This window comes from Paludisphaera mucosa, from assembly GCF_029589435.1.
GTDB classification, from domain to species: domain Bacteria; phylum Planctomycetota; class Planctomycetia; order Isosphaerales; family Isosphaeraceae; genus Paludisphaera; species Paludisphaera mucosa.
In genome coordinates this window covers 615,060-632,751 of record NZ_JARRAG010000002.1, presented here as the reverse complement: position 1 = coordinate 632,751, position 17,692 = coordinate 615,060, and the positions used below count along the sequence as shown (strand labels likewise).

Annotated in this window: 17 protein-coding genes and 1 pseudogene; 1 reads left to right on the top strand and 17 read right to left on the bottom strand. The window is 70.7% G+C overall.

Features of this window, described 5'->3' with window-relative positions:
• Nucleotides 1-5: 5 nt before the first annotated feature.
• The 17 genes and pseudogenes from PZE19_RS12130 to PZE19_RS12050 all read right to left on the bottom strand — a co-directional run bounded on the left by PZE19_RS12130 (nucleotide 6) and on the right by PZE19_RS12050 (nucleotide 16,597).
• The gene (locus PZE19_RS12130) at nucleotides 6-2,645 is read right to left on the bottom strand and encodes an amino acid permease (RefSeq protein ID WP_277860880.1); all 2,640 of its coding nucleotides are present in this window, start codon (nucleotides 2,643-2,645) and stop codon (nucleotides 6-8) included.
• 183 nt (nucleotides 2,646-2,828) lie between these two features.
• Complete coding sequence (locus PZE19_RS12125) at nucleotides 2,829-3,881, bottom strand: isocitrate/isopropylmalate family dehydrogenase (RefSeq protein ID WP_277860879.1); 1,053 nt, start codon at nucleotides 3,879-3,881, stop codon at nucleotides 2,829-2,831.
• A 105-nt stretch (nucleotides 3,882-3,986) separates the two neighbouring features.
• On the bottom strand, nucleotides 3,987-5,876 hold the full coding sequence (locus PZE19_RS12120) for a CocE/NonD family hydrolase (protein ID WP_277860878.1): 1,890 nt from the start codon (nucleotides 5,874-5,876) through the stop codon (nucleotides 3,987-3,989).
• A 116-nt stretch (nucleotides 5,877-5,992) separates the two neighbouring features.
• Complete coding sequence (locus tag PZE19_RS12115) at nucleotides 5,993-7,324, bottom strand: hypothetical protein (RefSeq protein WP_277860877.1); 1,332 nt, start codon at nucleotides 7,322-7,324, stop codon at nucleotides 5,993-5,995.
• A gap of 196 nt (nucleotides 7,325-7,520) precedes the next feature.
• A pseudogene (locus PZE19_RS12110) lies at nucleotides 7,521-8,441 on the bottom strand (lactate/malate dehydrogenase family protein); the annotation flags it as partial.
• Between the two features lie 57 nt (nucleotides 8,442-8,498).
• A complete protein-coding gene (locus PZE19_RS12105; RefSeq protein WP_277860875.1) occupies nucleotides 8,499-9,458 on the bottom strand; it encodes a class II aldolase/adducin family protein in 960 nt (319 codons plus the stop codon).
• A 67-nt stretch (nucleotides 9,459-9,525) separates the two neighbouring features.
• A complete protein-coding gene (locus PZE19_RS12100; protein WP_277860874.1) occupies nucleotides 9,526-9,804 on the bottom strand; it encodes a EutN/CcmL family microcompartment protein in 279 nt (92 codons plus the stop codon).
• Complete coding sequence (locus PZE19_RS12095) at nucleotides 9,801-10,562, bottom strand: hypothetical protein (protein WP_277860873.1); 762 nt, start codon at nucleotides 10,560-10,562, stop codon at nucleotides 9,801-9,803. The genes PZE19_RS12100 and PZE19_RS12095 overlap by 4 nt, the downstream gene beginning before the upstream one ends.
• Nucleotides 10,563-10,596: 34 nt before the next feature.
• The gene (locus PZE19_RS12090) at nucleotides 10,597-10,854 is read right to left on the bottom strand and encodes a EutN/CcmL family microcompartment protein (RefSeq protein ID WP_277860872.1); all 258 of its coding nucleotides are present in this window, start codon (nucleotides 10,852-10,854) and stop codon (nucleotides 10,597-10,599) included.
• Nucleotides 10,855-10,880: 26 nt separating this feature from the next.
• Entirely contained in the window at nucleotides 10,881-12,305 is a 1,425-nt protein-coding gene (locus PZE19_RS12085) for an aldehyde dehydrogenase (protein ID WP_277864347.1), read from the bottom strand.
• Nucleotides 12,306-12,405: 100 nt separating this feature from the next.
• Nucleotides 12,406-12,723: a EutN/CcmL family microcompartment protein gene (locus PZE19_RS12080; protein WP_277860871.1), complete on the bottom strand. Its 318-nt coding sequence runs from the start codon at nucleotides 12,721-12,723 to the stop codon at nucleotides 12,406-12,408.
• A 51-nt stretch (nucleotides 12,724-12,774) separates the two neighbouring features.
• Nucleotides 12,775-13,980 (bottom strand): acetate/propionate family kinase, encoded by a 1,206-nt coding sequence (locus PZE19_RS12075; RefSeq protein ID WP_277860870.1) that lies wholly within the window; start codon nucleotides 13,978-13,980, stop codon nucleotides 12,775-12,777.
• Complete coding sequence (locus PZE19_RS12070; RefSeq protein WP_277860869.1) at nucleotides 13,977-14,261, bottom strand: BMC domain-containing protein; 285 nt, start codon at nucleotides 14,259-14,261, stop codon at nucleotides 13,977-13,979. Before PZE19_RS12070 ends, PZE19_RS12075 begins: the two co-directional genes overlap by 4 nt.
• 49 nt (nucleotides 14,262-14,310) lie before the next feature.
• Nucleotides 14,311-14,583, bottom strand: coding sequence for a BMC domain-containing protein (locus PZE19_RS12065; protein ID WP_165252575.1), 273 nt, complete (start codon nucleotides 14,581-14,583; stop codon nucleotides 14,311-14,313).
• A gap of 67 nt (nucleotides 14,584-14,650) precedes the next feature.
• A complete protein-coding gene (locus PZE19_RS12060; RefSeq protein WP_277860868.1) occupies nucleotides 14,651-14,929 on the bottom strand; it encodes a BMC domain-containing protein in 279 nt (92 codons plus the stop codon).
• An 88-nt stretch (nucleotides 14,930-15,017) separates the two neighbouring features.
• Nucleotides 15,018-15,713, bottom strand: a complete 696-nt coding sequence (locus tag PZE19_RS12055; protein WP_277860867.1) for a PduL/EutD family phosphate acyltransferase — start codon at nucleotides 15,711-15,713, stop codon at nucleotides 15,018-15,020.
• Nucleotides 15,710-16,597, bottom strand: a complete 888-nt coding sequence (locus PZE19_RS12050; protein WP_277860866.1) for a DeoR/GlpR family DNA-binding transcription regulator — start codon at nucleotides 16,595-16,597, stop codon at nucleotides 15,710-15,712. Before PZE19_RS12050 ends, PZE19_RS12055 begins: the two co-directional genes overlap by 4 nt.
• A gap of 191 nt (nucleotides 16,598-16,788) precedes the next feature.
• Here PZE19_RS12050 and mutM point away from each other — a divergent pair, with 191 nt between their 5' ends.
• Nucleotides 16,789-17,652: a DNA-formamidopyrimidine glycosylase gene (gene mutM, locus PZE19_RS12045; RefSeq protein ID WP_277860865.1), complete on the top strand. Its 864-nt coding sequence runs from the start codon at nucleotides 16,789-16,791 to the stop codon at nucleotides 17,650-17,652.
• Nucleotides 17,653-17,692: the final 40 nt, after the last annotated feature.

Genomic DNA, 17,692 nt, shown 5'->3' with positions numbered 1-17,692 from the left:
ACGGATCAGGCCCCCCCGACGGCCGCGGCGGGGGCGGGGGCCGGGATCGACTTGGGGGCGAAGCCCAGGATGACGCGGCAGGGGGCGTTCTCCAGGACGTAGCGGGTGTTGGAGGCGAACGCCGAGGTGTCGCCGCGGCGATAGACGCCCCTCAGGCTCATGAAGATCGCGTCGGCCTTCCCCTCGACGGCCTCGTGGACGATCTCCGGGCCGGCCTCGCCGTGGGCCAGCTTGAACGCCACCCGGCGGCCCAGCTCGCGAGCCCGCTCGGCGCCGCGCTCGACGATCCGGCGGCCCTCGACCTCCGCTTCCACGCCCGTCTCGGCCTCGGCGACGTGCAGCAGCGTCACCTCGACCGCCGGGTCGAGGAAGCTCATGACCGTGTCCAAAAAGTCGGAGCTGAGCGGGCTGCCGTCGTACGCCAGCAGCAGCCGCTCGACCCCGTGCCAGCCCCGCCTCAGGTCGGCCAGCAGCTGCGCCGCGCCGGCCGCCGCCGCCCCCGGCTTGGGGATCTGGCTGCCGCCGGCGATGTCCAGCCGGACGTCCCGGTCCGGTCCCAGGACCCGGATCGACAGCGGGTCGGGCCTGGGCCCGCAGATGTTCAGCCAGTACAGCGCGACCTGGTCGAGCTGGTCCTCGGGGTTGAACTTGTTCGACATGCCCATGATCAGCTCCTGCGCGCCGATCGTCCGCGCCGTCTGCGCCAGGGCGTACAGGGGCTCGTTGGTGGGCACGATCAGCGGCTTGACCGACTTGCCGGCCGACTCGGCCAGGTTCACGACGGCCGTCAGGAGCTGGCGGTCGTAGTCGGTGATCGTCGCCTCGAAGTCGGCGCTCCCCTTGGGCAGGACGTTGGCCGTCATCACGACGACGTCGGTCGTCTCGGGGTCGGTCTCGTCCAGGCACTTCTGGAGCATGCCCAGGTTGTGCGGCGAGCGGATCGCCACCAGCTTGCGGTAGGGGCGGGTCAGGCCGAGGCTCGCGACCGAGACCTTGTCGGCCTCCTGCTGGTTGAACTGCTCGAGGTGCTCGTGGCCCCCCGAGCCTTCGCGGCGGCGGCGGAGGTGGTCGCTGACCTGGAAGACCGCGAAGAAGGCCGCCGTGAAGACCACCCCGGAGATCGTGGCGACCTCCTTGGTCAGCAGGTTGGCCATGGAGGCCATCGCCAGCACCAGGAAGATGAGCGTCATGCCGACCGGGACGTCGACCCGGCCGATCCGGATGTTGAACGGCACCTCGTATTCGCGCTCGCCCGGCCGCCGGAACCGCAGGATCAGCATCGACAGCGACATGAAGACGAAGCTCCAGATCACGCCGAAGGCGTACGCCTCGCCGAGCGTCAGGACGTGGCCCCGGCTCAGCAGGATCGTGACGATCTGGAGGACGCCCACCAGGTTGATCAGCCGCGAGGTCGTCCCGTACCGGGGGTGCGGCTTGAGGAACCAGTCGGGCAGCACGCCGTCCTCGGAGACCCGGTTGAGGATGCCGTTGGAGCCGATGATCGCCGTGTTGACCGCGCCCGAGAGGATCAGGAAGCCGACCACCACCACCAGCGCGTTGAGCCCCAGCCGGGCCCACTGGGGCCCGATCACGTGCATCGCCAGGCCGCCGATCAGGTTGCCCGAATACTGCGACATCCGCACGTCGTCGGGGATGATCATCACGGCGAAGAAGCTGATCAGCGACGTCAAGAGCAGGCTGTAGACGAAGACGATGAACGCCGCCTTCTTGAAGTTCTTGAGCTTCGGGCTCTCGACCTCCCGGTAGACCTGCGCCAGCGTCTCCTCGCCGCTCATGGCGAGCACCGAGTGGCCGAAGGCGACGACCAGGCCGAAGACGCCGACGAGGCTCCACCAGTGGCCCGTGATCGCCTCGGGCCGCAGCGCCTCGGCGACCGCCGTGTGGCCCAGGAAGCCCAGGGGGTCCACCTGCCGCTCGAACGGGTCGAGCACCGGCTTGCCCTGCGCGTCGACCTTCCGCGAGAAGTCGGGCGTGACCGGCGGCAGGTGCCGCTTCGAGCCGTCGACCGCCATCGTCGCCAGGCACCAGACGATCAGGACCACGGCCATCACGGTCGTCGCCCCCATGATCTTCAGCGCCTGGTCGCTCGACTCGTGGATCCCCTTGATGTTCACCCGCCAGAAGTAGACCGTCACCGCGATCGCGATCAGCGACGAGAGCAGGTCCTGGTTGGCGATAATCGGGCTGGCCGGCCCCAGGTTCAGCAGGTCGTTGACGAGGCCGATGATGTACTGGCCGGCCGTGACGCCGCTGATCGGGCCGGTCAGGATGAAGTCGAACAGCAGGGCCGAGACCGCCAGCCCCGCCGCCTGCCGCCCCATCGCCTCCTTGACGATCCGGTAGACGCCGCCGCGCACGAACATGGCGCAGCTCTCGATGTAGACGTTCCGCACGGCGTAGCTGAAGAGCATCACGCCGAGGATGAACCAGGGGGCCGCCCGGCCGATCTGCGACTCGACGATGCCGCCGATGTAGTACGCGGTGCTCGCCAGGTCGCACAGCACGATCGCCGCCGTGCGCCAGTACGAGATGAAGGTGAACATCACGCTGGTGACGACCAGCACCTGGCTCGCGCTCGGCCTCGGCTTCGAGGCGGGCTGCGCCGAATCGTCTCCGACGGGCATGGGGGGCCGTTCTCGGGAAGGGCGGCCCGCGGGCCGGGGGATTCGTCCCCCTCTTCGGCCGCGGGCTCGTGGGCCGTCGCCCCGCGACGTCGGCCTGGGGCCGGCGGGCGTGCGCGAGACTCGATTACAAGGTGTGAAGGGCGGGCCGTCAAGTGGGCCGCGGCGCACCCGGCGGCGGGGCGGTCAGGCGGCCGGCGGCGGCCCGGCCTTCTCGCCGACGCGGCGGGCGACCTCCTTCGCCACGGCCTCGGTGAACGACTCGGTCGACTCGCCGCCGCCCAGGTCGGGCGTCCGGACCCCCTCGCGCAGCAGGTCGAGCGTCGCGTTCTTCACGGCCTGGCCCAGGCCGATCTCGCCGAGCTGATAGAGCAGCATCGAGAACGCCAGGAAGATGGCCGTCGGGTTCGCCAGGTGCTTGCCGGCGATGTCGGGCGCGGTGCCGTGGGCGGCGTCGAACAGGGCCACGCGGACGACGGCCGAGGCGTCGAACGCCAGGTTCGAGCTGGCCCCGATCCCCAGCGAGCCGGCCAGGCCGCAGGCCATGTCCGAGAGGAAGTCGCCGTACTCGTTGAGCACCAGCACGATCTGGAACTTCTCCGGCGCCATGATCACCTTGCCGAGCAGGGCGTCGAACAGCTCGACCGAGTGCGGCACCTCGGGGAACTGGCCGGCGACCTCCTGCGCCACCTTCTCGAACAGGCCGTCGGTCGCCTTCTGGATGGTGTACTTCGACGCGCTGGTGACCCGCTTGCTCGTCTTACGCGCCAGGTTGAACGCGTAGCGGGCGGCCTCGCGGACCGGCCGCCGCTCGACGATCCGCAGGCTCACCGCGCCGTCGTCGCCGATCATCCGGCCGGGGTCGTCGTAGGTGCCGCCGGTGGCGATCCGCACGATGTCCAGGTCCAGCTCGCGGCGGAAGTTGGTCGGCACGCCGGGGATCGTGTAGACCGGCCGGTGGATGACCGAGAGGTCCAGGCGGCGGCGGAGCACCGCGTTGGGGCTCTCCTCGGTGGTCGCCGTCGGGTGCTTGAGCGCCACCTTGGTCTCGAGGATCGTCGCCACCGCCTCGTCGTAGAGCGCCTTGCCCCGCGCGCGACGGTTCTCGACGCGGAGGTCGACCGGGACGAACTCCAGCTGGACGGGGAGCGCCTCGGCCAGGCGGTGCACCGCCTCGGACAGCTCGGCCCCGATGCCGTCGCCGAGCAGCTCCGTGACGCGATAGGACGGACGGTTCATCGACTTCCTCTCTCGCTGCGGCCTCTCGGATGCGGGATCGACTTCCCACCCGATTATATCCGCGGGCCGCGCCCCGCCGTAGCCTGCGCCCCCCCCCGGCCGCGCTCAGCGCGGCAGTTCGAGGACCTCCAGCCGCGAGGGGGCGGCGGGCTCGTGGAAGACGCGCTGGACGGCCTTCTGGAAGTCTTCCGGCTTGGCCGCGTAGACGTCGACGTACTTCTGCGGGTTGCGGTCGACCAGCGGGAACCAGGTGCTCTGGACCTGGATCATCAGCCGGTGGCCCGAGCGGAACGTGTGGTCGACGTCCTGCATCGTGAAGTTCACCGCGGTCGGCTGGTTGGGGACGAAGGGCTCGGGGGCCGAGAGGCTGTTGCGGTAGCGGCCCCGCATGACGTCGCCGCGGACCAGGCCCTGGAAGCTCGCCAGGGGCGTCCCGGCCGTGGTCTCGCCGGCGTGGTCGTCGGGGAAGACGTCGACCAGCTTGACGACCCAGTCGGAGTCGCCCCCCGAGGTCGAGACGTGGATCTTCACCTGGATCGGCCCCACGAGCGTGAGGTCTTCGGCCAGGGGCCCGGTCTGGTAGACCAGAACGTCGGGCCGGCGCGAGGCGAACCGCTGGTCCTGGATCATGTAGTCGCCGGTCATCCGGTTCGAGACGGCGTCGATGAACGGGACGGGCTTGGCCGGGTCGCTGACGTACTCGTCGAACGACGGCGAGGCCGCCGACTCCGGCGGCGAGAACGCGACGCCGCCCCCGGCCGCCAGGTAGAGCGTCTTCGGCTTGGCCGCCTTGGGGGGCCAGGCGTCGAACGTCCGCCACTGGTTCGTCCCGGTCTCGAAGACGCGCGCCTCGGGGAGGGCCGCCGGGCCGTCGCCCCCCTTCAGGATCGTCTGGAAGAAGGGGAACTCGATCTGGTCGCGGTAGTACTCGGCCGTGTTCGAGTGGAAGGCGATCGGCCCCAGCGACGCGCCGTCGCCGCCCGACCAGCTGCCGTGCGACCAGGGGCCCATCACCAGGACGTTCGTCGCCTTCGGGCTGGACGCCTCGACGGCGCGGTAGGTCTCCAGCGGGCCGTAGAGGTTCTCGGCGTCGTACCAGCCGCCGACGTTGAGGACGGCCGGCTTGATGTTCTTGAGGTGGGGGCGGATGTTGCGGGCCTTCCAGAAGTCGTCGTAGTCGGCGTGCTTCATCATCTCGTTCCAGAACGGGACGTCCCCCTTGTAATAGCGGGCGTCGGCGTTCGCGAGCGGGCCCAGGCCGAGGAAGAAGGCGTAGCCGTCGGGCTTGTCGTTGTACATCGTGCGGTCGAACGCGTTCTTCTTCACCGGGGCCGGCCGGGGGTGGCCGAAGCTCGACATGAAGTTGAACGCGTGGGCCAGGAAGAGGGCCCCGTTGTGGTGCCAGTCGTCGCCGGCGAACCAGTCGGCGATCGGGGCCTGCGGCGACGACGCCTTGAGCGCCGGGTGGGCGTCGATCATCCCCATCGAGGTGTAGAAGCCCGGGTACGAGATCCCCCACTGGCCGACCTTGCCGTTGTGGCCTCCGACGTTCTTCAACAGCCAGTCGATCGTGTCGTAGGTGTCGGTGCTCTCGTCGATCTCGTTGGCGTCGGTCTTGATCGCCAGGTGCGGGCGCATGTTGACGTATTCGCCCTCGGACATGTACCGCCCGCGGACGTCCTGATAGGCGAAGATGAAGCCGTCGTCGCTGAACCTGGGCGAGGGGCCGAGCGCCGCTCGATAGGCGTCGGGGCCGTAGGGGGCGACGCCGTAGGGGGTCCGGTTGAGCATGATCGGGTAGACGCGCGAGCGGTCCTTGGGGACGTAGACCGCCGTGAACAGGCGGACGCCGTCGCGCATCGGGATCAGGAACTCATACTTGGTGTAGCTCGCCTTGACGTCGACGGCCTCCTCGCCGATCGCCGTCGCCGCGGGGAGGAGGAACGCCGCGGCGCAGGCCGCCAGCAGGGCTCGACTCGTACGGACCGACATCATGCGATTCTCCCCGCCCGGGGGCGGATCCGGTTCCTTGGACGGCGCGCCGACCCGTCCGTGGAGGGGGCCGGCGCGTTGGGCCAGGGAACCAGCGTACGAGAATCGCCCGGCCGGTGTCAGCGCCCCAGTCCCAGCCGGTCGCGATGGTACGCCAGCCGGTCCGAGGGGCTCATCCGCGCGAAGTCGGGCCGCCCGTCCGGGGCCTCGGCGGCCGCCGAGACGCCGTTGCGGGTCTCGCGCGTCGACCGCGACTCCGTCACCAGCGGCCGGGCCGGCGCGTGGAAGCCGTCGCCGTTCGTACCGGCCGAGCCGTTCGTCGCGTGGAAGCCGTTCGTCGAGGGCTTCGCCGCGAACAGCGAGGGCGCCGCGGTCGGCGCGGCCGCGGGGGCCGCCTGCGGGGGCGGGACGGTTACGCTCTTGCCGCCGGCGTAGCTCATCGACTGCTCGGTGACCTTGAGGTCGTCCTCCAGGGGCCGATGCGGGGCCACGCCCAGCTTGCCGAGCACCGCGTGGTACGCCTTGACGGCGTCGACGGGCTGGATGACGCCGTCGACGATCAGCCGCAGGAACTGCACGAACGCGAGCTGGTTCTCGGCGTGGTTGATCTTGCGGCCGAACAGGGCGACCTTCGCGCCGTGCTTCTGCGCGTCGTGCAGGAGCTGGAAGGCGTCGCGGGTGGTCCCCGACGAGCCGCCCAGGATGCCGACGACGAGCTTGCGGTCGAATCGAACCAGCTCTTCCATGGCCTTGGGGCCGTGGTAGACGATCTTGAGGAAGACGGGCCGGCCGGCCGGGGCGACGCCCGCGAGCATCCGGGTGATCATGTCGTTGAGGTAGAACGGCAGGACGTCGGGCGCCAGGCCGGTGGCGACGTTGGGGTCGAAGACCTCCAGGAAGTAGCGGAAGCCCTTGCGCTCGGCCTCCTCGCGGAAGGCGTGGAAGCGTTCGAGCGTCTCCAGGTCGCGCCTCAGGTCGTTGTTGAAGGTGACGCTGTAGAGGCCCAGATTCGAGCCCAGCGTCCGCTCCTCGGGCTTGCAGTCGAGGTGGCCGCACATCGCGTGGTCGAGGCTGGCGGTGCGGAAGGGGAGGGCGGGCTCGGCGGCGTACGACGAGCCCCGCGCCAGGTGGATGTCGGTCGTGTCGTTGGCGCGGATGGCGGGCGTGACGGCCGAGCCGTCGAACAGCCGTTCGCCGAACGTCAACGCATAGTTGGAACTGGCCGACATGAGCATGATGTCGACGAGCCCCTGGCGGGTGATGAGCCGCATCTGGTCGCGGTACTCTTCGAGCGTCTTGAACCGGACCTCGCCGGCGTGCAGCTCGGGCGACTTGCCGGGCGCGCCCAGGCCCAGGGCCATGTCGGCGTCCTTGGCGTCGGCCAGGATGAACTCCCGGCAGTCGGGATTCGCCAGGATCGCGGCGAGCTTTCTGTCGAGCGACTTCACCATCTCAGCGGCCCCCTCGGCCGTAGCCGTTCCCGTTGCCATTGCCGCTCCCCAGGCCGGAGACCGTCACGCGCGACGCCGCGCCGACGATCGGGCCGCCGCCCCCGCCCCCCATCGTGACCCGCACCGGCCGCGGGCCGGACTCGGCGGGCTTGCCGGCCGCGGCCGGGGCCTTACCGGCCGCCTTCGGGTTGCCCTTGAGCACCAGGTCGATCGTCTCGCGGAGCACCTGCGCCGAGCGCTGGAGCGACGCGGTCTCCTTCGTCCACAGCTCGATCTCGCGCTGGGCGACGACCCCCGAGCGGCCGACGACCGTGGGGATCGAGATGCAGACGTCGCGGATGCCGTAAGGCCCGTTCACCAGCGACGACACCGGCAGGATGCGGCCGGAGTCGAGCGCGATCGCGTGGACGACCTCGCGGATCGACAGCCCGACGGCGAACCCCGCGCCCCCCTTGAGCTTGATGACCTCGGCCCCGCTCGCCTTGGCCCGGGCGAAGAGCGACTCGCCCAGCGCGGCGGTCCAGCCCGGGAACTTCTCCAGCGGCAGCCCGGCGGCCTGGGCGGCCGACCAGATCGGCACCATGCTGTCGCCGTGCTCGCCCAGGATCGTCGCCGTCACCTGCGTCGGCGGCAGCTTGAGCGCCTCGGCGATCAGGCTGCGGAACCGCGCCGTGTCGAGCTGCGTCCCCAGGCCGATGACCTGCGAGGCGGGCAGGCCCAGCCGGTTCGTCGCCAGGTACGTCAGCACGTCGACCGGGTTCGAGACGACCAGGACGATCGCCTCGCGCTTCAGGCCGGCGGCCTTGACGTCGTCGAGGATCTTCAGGAACAGCTCGACGTTGCGGTTGATCAGGTCGAGCCGGCTCTCGTCGGGCTTGCGGCGGAGCCCGGCCGTGATCATGACGAGGTCGCTCTGGGGGATCGCCTCGTACCCCGTCGCCCGGATCACCTGGTCGGCCGTCAGCGACGCGCCGTGGAGCAGGTCGAGCGCCTGCCCCTTGCACAGGTCGCCGTTGACGTCGATCAGGTCGAGCCCGGCGACCACCCCGCCGCATTGCAGGGCGAACGCCGCGCACGAGCCGACCAGGCCGCCGCCGCCGATGATGCTGACTTTCAAGGGTTCGTCCTCCCGGACGCTGACTACGATCGCCTACGTGAAGATAATTGGGACGGCTTACTTCGCCGAGCCGTTGAGGGCGCTCATGACCTGGTCGGTGATCGACTGGACGAGGGCGTCGACGTTCGGGCCGGCGGGGGCGCCGTTGCCGTTGGACGACGTCCGGCCGTGGGCCGAGGAGCCGTTGCCGGCGCGGTCCTCGCCGGTCGAGCAGCCGCAGGCCGAGGTCTCGCCGCCCTGGGCGGCCTGGTCGATCAGCTTGGGGTGGAGGAAGACCTTGGGCTCGGGGCTGAACGAGCCGTAGCCCTCGCGGAAGAGGCTGTTGCCGCAGAGGTCGCAGTTCTCCAGCCCGCGGGTGAGCCGGGCGTCGGGGATGCCCAGGCCCGGCTTGAGCTTGATCAGCTCGGCGGCCTTGTCGTCGCCGTAGTAGTTCACCCGGCCGAGTTGCTTGGCCAGCAGCAGGATCCGGCAGTAGGCGTCGATGATCTCGGTCTTGAAGTACGCGTCCTCGAGGTCGACCCCCAGGGTGATCGTGCCGTGGTTGGCCAGCAGGATCGTCTCGGTGTCCTTGACGTAGGGGAGGATCGTGTCGGCGAACTTCTGGCCGCCGGGGGTCTCATAGGGCGAGATGGCGACCTCGCCCAGGAAGACCTCGATCTCGGGCAGGACGCACTTCGGGATCGGCTCCTTGGCCACCGCGAAGGCCGTCGCGTGGGGCGGGTGGCAGTGGACGCACGAGCGCATGTCGGGGCGGGCCTTCAGCGCGGCGAGGTGCAGCAGCATTTCGCTGGAGCGCTTGCGCTTGCCGGAGATCTGCTTGCCCTCCATGTCGATGATGCAGAGGTCGTCGGGCTTCATGAAGCCCTTGGAGACCCGCGTCGGCGTGCAGAGGACGCGGTCCTCGCTCAGGCGGTAGCTGATGTTGCCGTCGTTGGCCGCCGCGAACCCCTTGTCGTAGATCCGCCGGCCGATCTCGCACATCATCTCCCGCAGTTTCCACTCGTTCATCGCGCTCATGGCCGCTCCTCGCTTCGCCGTCGTGGGATGGTCGTTTGGGTCGAATTCGTGTGAATGCGTATATGGGTTAGAAGGAGATCGCGTCGAGCAGGCAGGCGCAGTAGGCGTCGACCGGGGTCTTCACCTTGCCGAAGGGGTTGGCCGCCTCGCCCCCTTCGCTCAGGCCGACCAGGTCGCCGGGGCCCACGCCCAGCTTGTCGTAGGCGACCAGCTCCTCGCCGCGGTCGGGCGCGCCGTCGCGGAGGGCCGTCAGGGTCATCGGCAGGACGATCGGGAACCGGGCGCCGGTCAGGCTCGGGTGCATCCGCGACAGCGTCACGCGGCCCACGACCTCGACGATCCTCATGACGTCCCCCCGTGTGCGAGTTCCAGGCCCATCACGTCCCGCGGGGCGCCGGCCCGGCGGAAGGCGGTCGCGAGCTGCTTGATCCAGGCGATCGACTTGCCGGCCGGGTCGACGACGATCAGGTTGGCGCCCAGGGAACGCGTGGCGCGATGGACGTCGGCCGGCTCGCTCGCGAAGGCCGCCCGAACGCCGTGCGCCCGGCACGACCGCCAGACCGCCGTCGCGCCGTCGGTCGTGACGAGCAGGGCCCCGCGGCCTTCGCCCGCGCCGAGCCACGCGACGACCGCGTCGACCGACGGCTCCAGCTCGTTCCACAGCCCGCCGTCCTCGAGGAACGACCGCTGCAGGGCGTGCAGCCAGCCCGCCGCGGCCTCGACGGCGAAGGCCCACTCGCCCCGGGCCGTCGCGGCGACCTCGGCCATGCCGGCGAGCCGGACGACGACGCCTCGCCGCTTGAGGAGGTCGCGGGCCAGGGGGGTGACGACGGTCCCCGCCGCGACCCGGATCGACGTCGCGCCGGGCGCGAGCGCCTCGGCGTGCTTCAGGCCGAACAGGCGGTCGGCGAAGACCGCCTCGGCGGCCGCCGTCGTCGCCCGCCGCGTGGCCGTCCCGAACAGCTCGGCCAGCACGGACCGCACGGCCTCGTCCACGGCGCGGATCGGGTCGAGCACGCGCGAGGGGGCGAAGGCCGCGGGGATGATCCCCGGGGCCGTCGCCCGCCGCATCGCCTCGTATCCGTTCCAGGTCGCCTGGGTCATCGCCTTCGTTCCCGCCTTGGCTTGGACTTCGGATTCACCGCGCGTCGGGCACGCCCATGACGCTCCAGCGCCCCGGGGTGTCGCGGCCGAGCAGCTCTCGCAGCAGGGCCCCGTCGCTGGTCAGGACGACCCGGTCGCCCTTGCCCGCGCCCAGCCGGTCGAAGGCGAGGACCGGCTCGCCGTCGGGCCGGCCGTCGACGCCTTCGAGCTGGACGACCAAAAGCCGCTCCTTCTCGAACGACGGGTGCTTCACCGTGGAGGTCGCCGTGGCGACCACGCGGCCGATCTGCATCGGGGCGGCCTCCTCGATCGAACGGGTCAGGAGAACCGGAAGCCGCCGGCGATGGCCGTCCGGCGCTGGCGGGTGAACGTCAGCGGGGTGGTCACGCCCTCGCCGGTCGGGCCGGCGATGGAGAACGACGGCACGGCCTCGCCCCCCAGCCCGGCCAGGCTGGAGCCGTTGACGACGAAGATGGTGCAGTCCATGAGCTTGCCCATCTTGGCCATCACCGCCACGTCGCGCGAGTGCAGGATCGCCGTGTGGCCGTAGCCGTGCTCGCTGGCGTGAGCCAGCGTCAGGGCGCGGTCGACGTCGGGCACCCTCACGAACGGGATGAACGGCATCATCTGCTCTTCCTGGACGAACGGGTGGTCGGCCCCGGTCTCGCCGTAGAGGAGCTGCGTGGAGGCGGGGATCTTGACCCCGGCGTGGGCCGCCAGGATGGCCGGGTCCTTCCCGACCAGCTCCTTGCGGACATGGGGCTTGCCGTCCGACCCGTTCTCGAACGCCGCCCGGGTGAGCGACTCGACCTGCGGGGCGGTCAGGCGGAAGGCCTGGTACTTGGGCATCGTCTCCATCAGCTTGTCGAAGATGGGGGCGACGGCGAAGACCTGCTTCTCGCCGATGCAGAGCAGGTTGTTGTCGAACGCCCCGCCCTCGACGATCGACTTGCACGCCAGGTCGAGGTCGGCCGTGGCGTCGACGACGACCGGCGGGTTGCCGGGGCCGGCGACGATCGCGCGACGCTTGCTCCCCAGGGCCGCGCGGGCGACGGCCGGGCCGCCGGTGACCACCAGGAGCTTGACCTTGGGGCTGGCGAAGAGGCCGTTGGCCGTCTCGATGGTCGGCGGGTCGATGATCGTCAGCAGGTTCTCCAGGCCGGTCGCCTGGGCGATGGCCTTGTTGAACTTCTGGACGCCCAGGGCCGCGATCGCCCGGCCCGAGGGGTGGGCGTTGAAGACGACCGTGTTGCCCGCCGCCAGCATGTTGATCGCGTTGGCGGCCAGCGTCGGCAGGCTGTGGGTGACCGGCGTGATGGAGCCGATCACGCCGAACGGCGTGTAGTCGGTGAAGGTCACGCCGGCGTCGCCGCTGGCGTTCTCCGTCCGCAGGTACTCGACGCCCGGGATCAGCGGGATCGAGTCGCGGAGCTTGGCGATCTTGTGGTCGAGGCGGCCGATCTGGGTCTCTTCCAGCTCCAGCCGGCCCAGCTCCTCGGCCTGGCCGACGCAGATCTTGCGGATCTCGGCGATCGCCTTCTTGCGGTCGAGGAGGGGCCGGTTGCGGAAGGCCTGGTACGCGGACTCGGCCGCCGACGTCGCCGCCTCGACGGTCGGGAAGACCCCGAGGTCGCCGGCCGTCGCCTTGCCGTTCGCGTGGCCGTTGGTCGGGGAGGCCCCGTTCCCCATCTGGGAGAGGACCTGGTGGACCACGTTGCGGATCAGATCTTCGGTCGTTTGCATGACGGGCACCGGGGTTCCTGGGCTGGGGCGAAGTCCATGCGTCGATTGTGCGGTTCGAGGCGGGCGGGGCGGCCCCGCGTCGGTTCGAGTCGTGATCGGCTCACGAGCCGGGCTTGTTCGAGAAGACGACGCGGCCCCGGACGTCGACCGAGTCGACCAGGCCGATCACCACGGCGTCGATGGGGAGCTTCTCGGTCTCGGGGGTCAGGCGGGCGCTCGACCCCTGGCAGACGAGGACCATCTCGTCGACCCCCGCGCCCAGGGAGTCGACGACCACGAACGTGCGGCCGGTCGGGACCAGGCGGTCGCCCCCCTTCTCGTCGACCCGATAGGGCTCGACGAGGAGGAGCTTGTGGCCGGTCATCGAGGCGACCTTCTGGGTCGCCACCAGGCTTCCCGTCACGCGGGCCAGGAACATCGGCGAGGGGTCCTGTGGGGCTGTTGGGGGGCGGCGTCCGTCGGCCGGGGCTCAGGCGATGGCCGAGCGGCCCGACTTCAGGAGTTCCTGCGACTGCCGGGCGACCACGATCTCCTCGTTGGTCGGCACGGTCCAGACCTGCACCCGCGAGCCCTCGGCCGAGATCCGCCGCTCGGCGGGGCCCCCGGCGTTGAGCGCGGGGTCGAGCTCGATCCCGAACCAGCCCAGGTCGCGGCAGGTCATCGAGCGGATCCGCGACGAGTTCTCGCCGATCCCGCCCGTGAAGACGATCGCGTCGGCCCCGCCCAGCTCCAGGAGGAAGGCCCCCAGGTAGTGGCGGATCGAGGCGACGAAGACGTCGAGCGCGAGCTGCGAGCGGATGTCGCCCTCGCCGGCGGCGGCCTCGACGTCGCGGACGTCGTTGGCCCCGCAGATCCCCTCCAGGCCCGACTTGCAGGCCAGGATCTGGAGGATCTCCTCGAGGCTCTTGCCCGTCTCGCGGAGCAGGACGGGGAGGGCGAAGACGTCGAACTCGCCGACCCGGTTGTTGTGCGGCAGGCCCGACTGCGGGCTCATCCCCAGGCTGGAGCCGACCGAGGCGCCGTCGCGGATCGCCGCCAGCGACGAGCTGCCGCCGAGGTGGCACGAGATCACCTTGAGGTCGGTCCGCCCCAGCAGTTCGGCCGTCCGCCACGAGATGTAGCGGTGGCTCGCCCCGTGGAACCCCCAGCGCCGCACGCCCAGCGCGGTGGCCCACTCTTCGGGGATGGCGTAGCGCTGCGAGGCCTCGGGGATGGTGCGGTGGAAGCCGGTCTCGAAGGCGGCGACCAGGGGGAGGCCCGGGAACCGGTCGCGGAGCATCCGCATGGCCTTCACGTACGGCGGGTTGTGCGCGGGGGCGACGTCGGAGAAGGCCTCCATCGCCTCGAGTACGGCGTCGTCGACCAGGTGGACGCCGGTCAGGTTGCGAGCGTGGACCGCCTTGAAGCCGATCGCCGAGACCTCGGAGGCGTCGGCCAGGACGCCGGTCTCGGGGTCGGTGAGCTGGTCCAGGCAGAGCTGCACCGCGTCGCCGTGGTCGGCGACCGGGCGGCTCGTCTCGCTTCCGCCCTTGGCCGTCTTGACGACGACCTTGGACGAGGGCGAGCCGATGCGCTCGATCGCCCCCCGGGCCAGGACCGGCTCGGCCGGGTCGCCCAGGTCGAACAGGCGGTACTTGAAGCTGGTGCTGCCCAGGTTGGCGACGAGGATCTTCAACGCGAGGCTCCCAGATAGGCGCGGAGGACGGCGGCCCCCGGACGCGGGATGACGTGCGCCGCACGCAGCTCGCCGGCCTTGGAGGCCGCCTCGGCCCCCGCCTCGACGGCGGCGCGGACGCTGCTGACGTCGCCGCGGACCATCACGCTGACGACGCCGCCGTCGAGCTTGATGATCGGGCTGGCCAGCTCCACGGTCGCCGCCTTGAGCATGGCGTCGATCGCGTTGATGAGGCAGACCAGGCCCATCGTCTCGATGAGGCCCAGCGCGTTGCCGTTCATGTTCGAGGCTCCCTGTCGTTTGTGTGGTTCGTAAGGAAGGAGCCCGGGCTCAGCCCAGGAACGTGCGGAGGACCGCCGCGTCGGGCCGCGGGATGACGTGGGCGCTGACCAGCTCGCCGACGCGGCTGGCCGCCTCGGCCCCGGCCTCGACGGCCGCGCGGACGCTGCCGACGTCGCCCCGGACCAGCGTCGTGATGAACGAGCCGCCCACCGAGACCTTGCCGGCCAGGGTGACGTTCGCCGCCTTGAGCATCGCGTCGGTCGCCTCGATGACGCCCACGAGCCCCTTGGTCTCGATCAGTCCCAGCGCCTCGCCGTTCATCCCCAGGCTCCCGTTGCTCCCGCGGGTCGCGGGCTTCTGTGTCGTCGTGGCCATGGCTGGGGGCTCCTCAGGAGGCCTTGGGGGCCGTGACCTTGGTGAACGAGAGGATGCCCGCGAGGTCTTCGTGGGGACGGGGGATGACCTGCACGCTGACGACCTCGCCGATCCGGCTGGCCGCCGCGGCCCCGGCGTCGACCGCCGCCTTCACCGCCGCCACGTCGCCGGCGACGAACGCCGTCACCAGGCCGCTGCCGACCTTGTCCCAGCCGACCAGCTCCACGTTGGCCGCCTTCAACATCGCGTCGCTGGCTTCGACGAGCGCGACGAACCCCTTGGTTTCGATCATTCCGAGCGCTTCGAGGGATGCAGAGGCCACTGGGGCCCTCCTTCCGCGGGTGGGTTCGAGAGAGAAACTTCCGACCGGTCCGGTTCGATCAGGCCTTGCTCAGGATCACGTCGGCCGCGTGCGTCAGGTCGCACGCGTTGGCCTCGTCGGTGTCGATGTGGACCTCCAGCTTCCAGTCCGGGTGGGTCCGCACGAGCAGGCCCTCCAGGGTGCTGGGGCAGGGGCTCTCGACCCGCATGTTCATCCGGTCCAGGTGCTTGACGCCGTAGTACTCGGCGTCGCGCGGGCCCATGTGCACGTGCCGCTCGGCCCGGATGACCCCCTTGGGCATCACCAGCGACCCCTTGGGGCCGATCAGCAGGCAGCCGGGCGTGCCCTCGACGTCGCCCGAGAGCCGAACCGGCACGTCGATCCCCAGGCTGATGGCGTCGGTGAACGCCAGCTCGACCTGGCTGAACTTGCGGCAGGGCCCCAGGATCCGCACGCCCGGGATCATCCGCTGGCGGGGGCCGACGACCGCCACGGTCTCCTCGGCGGCGAAGTCGGTGTCCTGGTACAGCCGCTTCATCGGCGTGAGCTGGTGGCCCTTGCCGAAGAGGACGTCGACGTCGTCCTGCGTCAGGTGGCAGTGCCGGGCCGAGATGTTGACGATCACCTTCGGCGGCCCGGCCGCGCCGGCACCGGCGCCGTTGGCCGGGGCCGGGGCGCCCATGCTCTTGAGGATGATCGACCGCACCAGGCTCTCGATCTGGTCGCGGGTCGTCGCGGTCGCCGTCGCGCTCATGCCTCGGTCCTCTCGTCGGTCGCGTTGCGTGTGGATTCCGCCGCCGCCTTGCCTTCGGGCCCGGCGTGGCCGTTGCGGCCCTCGAGCCCGGCCGTGTGCACGATCACCCCGGCCGCCTCGATCATCTTCCGCTGGTTTTCGGGGGTCCGGGCGTCGCAGACCAGCCGCGTGACCTCGTCCAGCCCGCAGAGCCTCGCCAGCGCCATCCGGCCGAACTTCGAGTGGTCGGCCGCGATCACGACCTCCTGGCCGCAGGCCATCATCCGCCGCTCGGTCTCGACCAGGAGCAGGTTCGAGTTGTACACCCCGTCGGCCATGATCCCGCCCGCCCCCAGGATCGACTTCCGCACCCGGATCCCCTGCATCATCGCGATCGCCAGGGGCCCCAGGGCGACCCCGGTCCTCGGGTAGACGTAGCCCCCGATCAGGATCAGGTCCGTCTGGGGGCTCGACGCCACGAGCTGGGCGATCGGCAGGCTGTTGGTCACCACCTGGACGTGGATCTCCCGGGCCAGGAGCGCCCGGGCCACCTCCAGGGTCGTCGTGCCGCCGTCCAGGAGGACGGTGTCGCCGTCCTCGATCAGGTCCGCCGTCGCCTCGCCGATCGCCCGCTTCTCGGCCATCGCCGTGTGCGTCCGCTCGTCGAAGGCCGGCATCCCTCGGGCCTCCCCTGAGTAGACCGCCCCGCCGTGCGTCCGCCGCACCGCCCCGGAGAGGTCGAGCGCCTCGAGGTCGCGACGCACCGTGCTCTCGGAGACGTTGAGCGCCCGCACCAGCTCGTCGAGCGTCGCGTAGCCCTGCTTCGAGATCAGCTCGCGGAGCCGGCGGCGACGGGTCTCTGGCAGCATGGGCGACCCGCTCTGGAAGGTTTCTTGCACGATCACCGGAGGTTAGTTTCCATCGTGGCGTGAGGCCTGTCAAGAACTTTCGTCGATCGTGACGGATTCTGATGGCGTCTGCGTCGAATCTTCACGAAATCCTGCCCGCTTCCTCGCGAGGCGGTTTCATCCGTATAATCTTCGGTGTCGTTCGCGTCCTGCTCGTTTCCTTTTTAACTAAGCCGCACGAGGCGTCGATGCCGGAGCTTCCCGAGGTCGAGACGATGGTGCGCGGGCTCCGTCCCGCGTTGACGGGGCGCGCGGTCGATCGCATCGAGCTGCACGACCCGACGATGCTCCTGGGGTGCACGGCGGCGGAGTTCGCGGCGCGGGGCGTCGGGGTGCGGGTCGCGGGGGTGGGGCGCCGGGGCAAGTGGGTCGTCGTCGAGCTGACCGACGACAGGGGGATGATCGTCATTCAGCCCCGGATGACTGGAGGCTTTTGGCTCGTCGAACCGCCCCGTCCCGAGCACGTCCGCCTGACGTTCCGGCTGGCGAACCCGGAGGCGTCGGTCTGGTTCTGCGACGCCCGCAGGCTGGGCCGGATCCTCTGGTTCGACGGCCCCGACGCGGCCGCCGCCGCCTTCGCCCGCGCCCACGGCCCCGACGCCCTGGCGATCGCGCGCGACGACCTCGCCGCGAGGCTCAAACGCACGCGGCGCGCGGTCAAGCCGACGCTCATGGACCAGAAGGTGCTCGCCGGGATCGGCAACATCTACGCCGACGAGATCCTCTTCGAGGCCCGCCTGCACCCCCTGAAGGTCGCGGCCGACCTGACCCCGCGCGAGGTCGACCGCCTGCACGCGGCGATCGTCCCGATCCTGTCGAAGGCGATCGCCGCCGAGGGGTCGAGCTTCGACGCCGGCTATCGCACGGTCCTGGGCCTCGAAGGCGGCTTCCTCGCCGTCAACTCGATGTACGGCCGCGCCGGCCAGCCCTGCAAGGGCTGCGGCGCCCCGGTCGAGAAGACCAAGATCGCCGGCCTGATCGGCCGCCCCACGTACCTCTGCCCGAAGTGCCAGCCCCTGCGACGACCTGGTGCGAGGCCGAAGAAGGGCTGACGCCGAGGGACGCGATCCGACCGGCCGCCGTTCGTGCGGT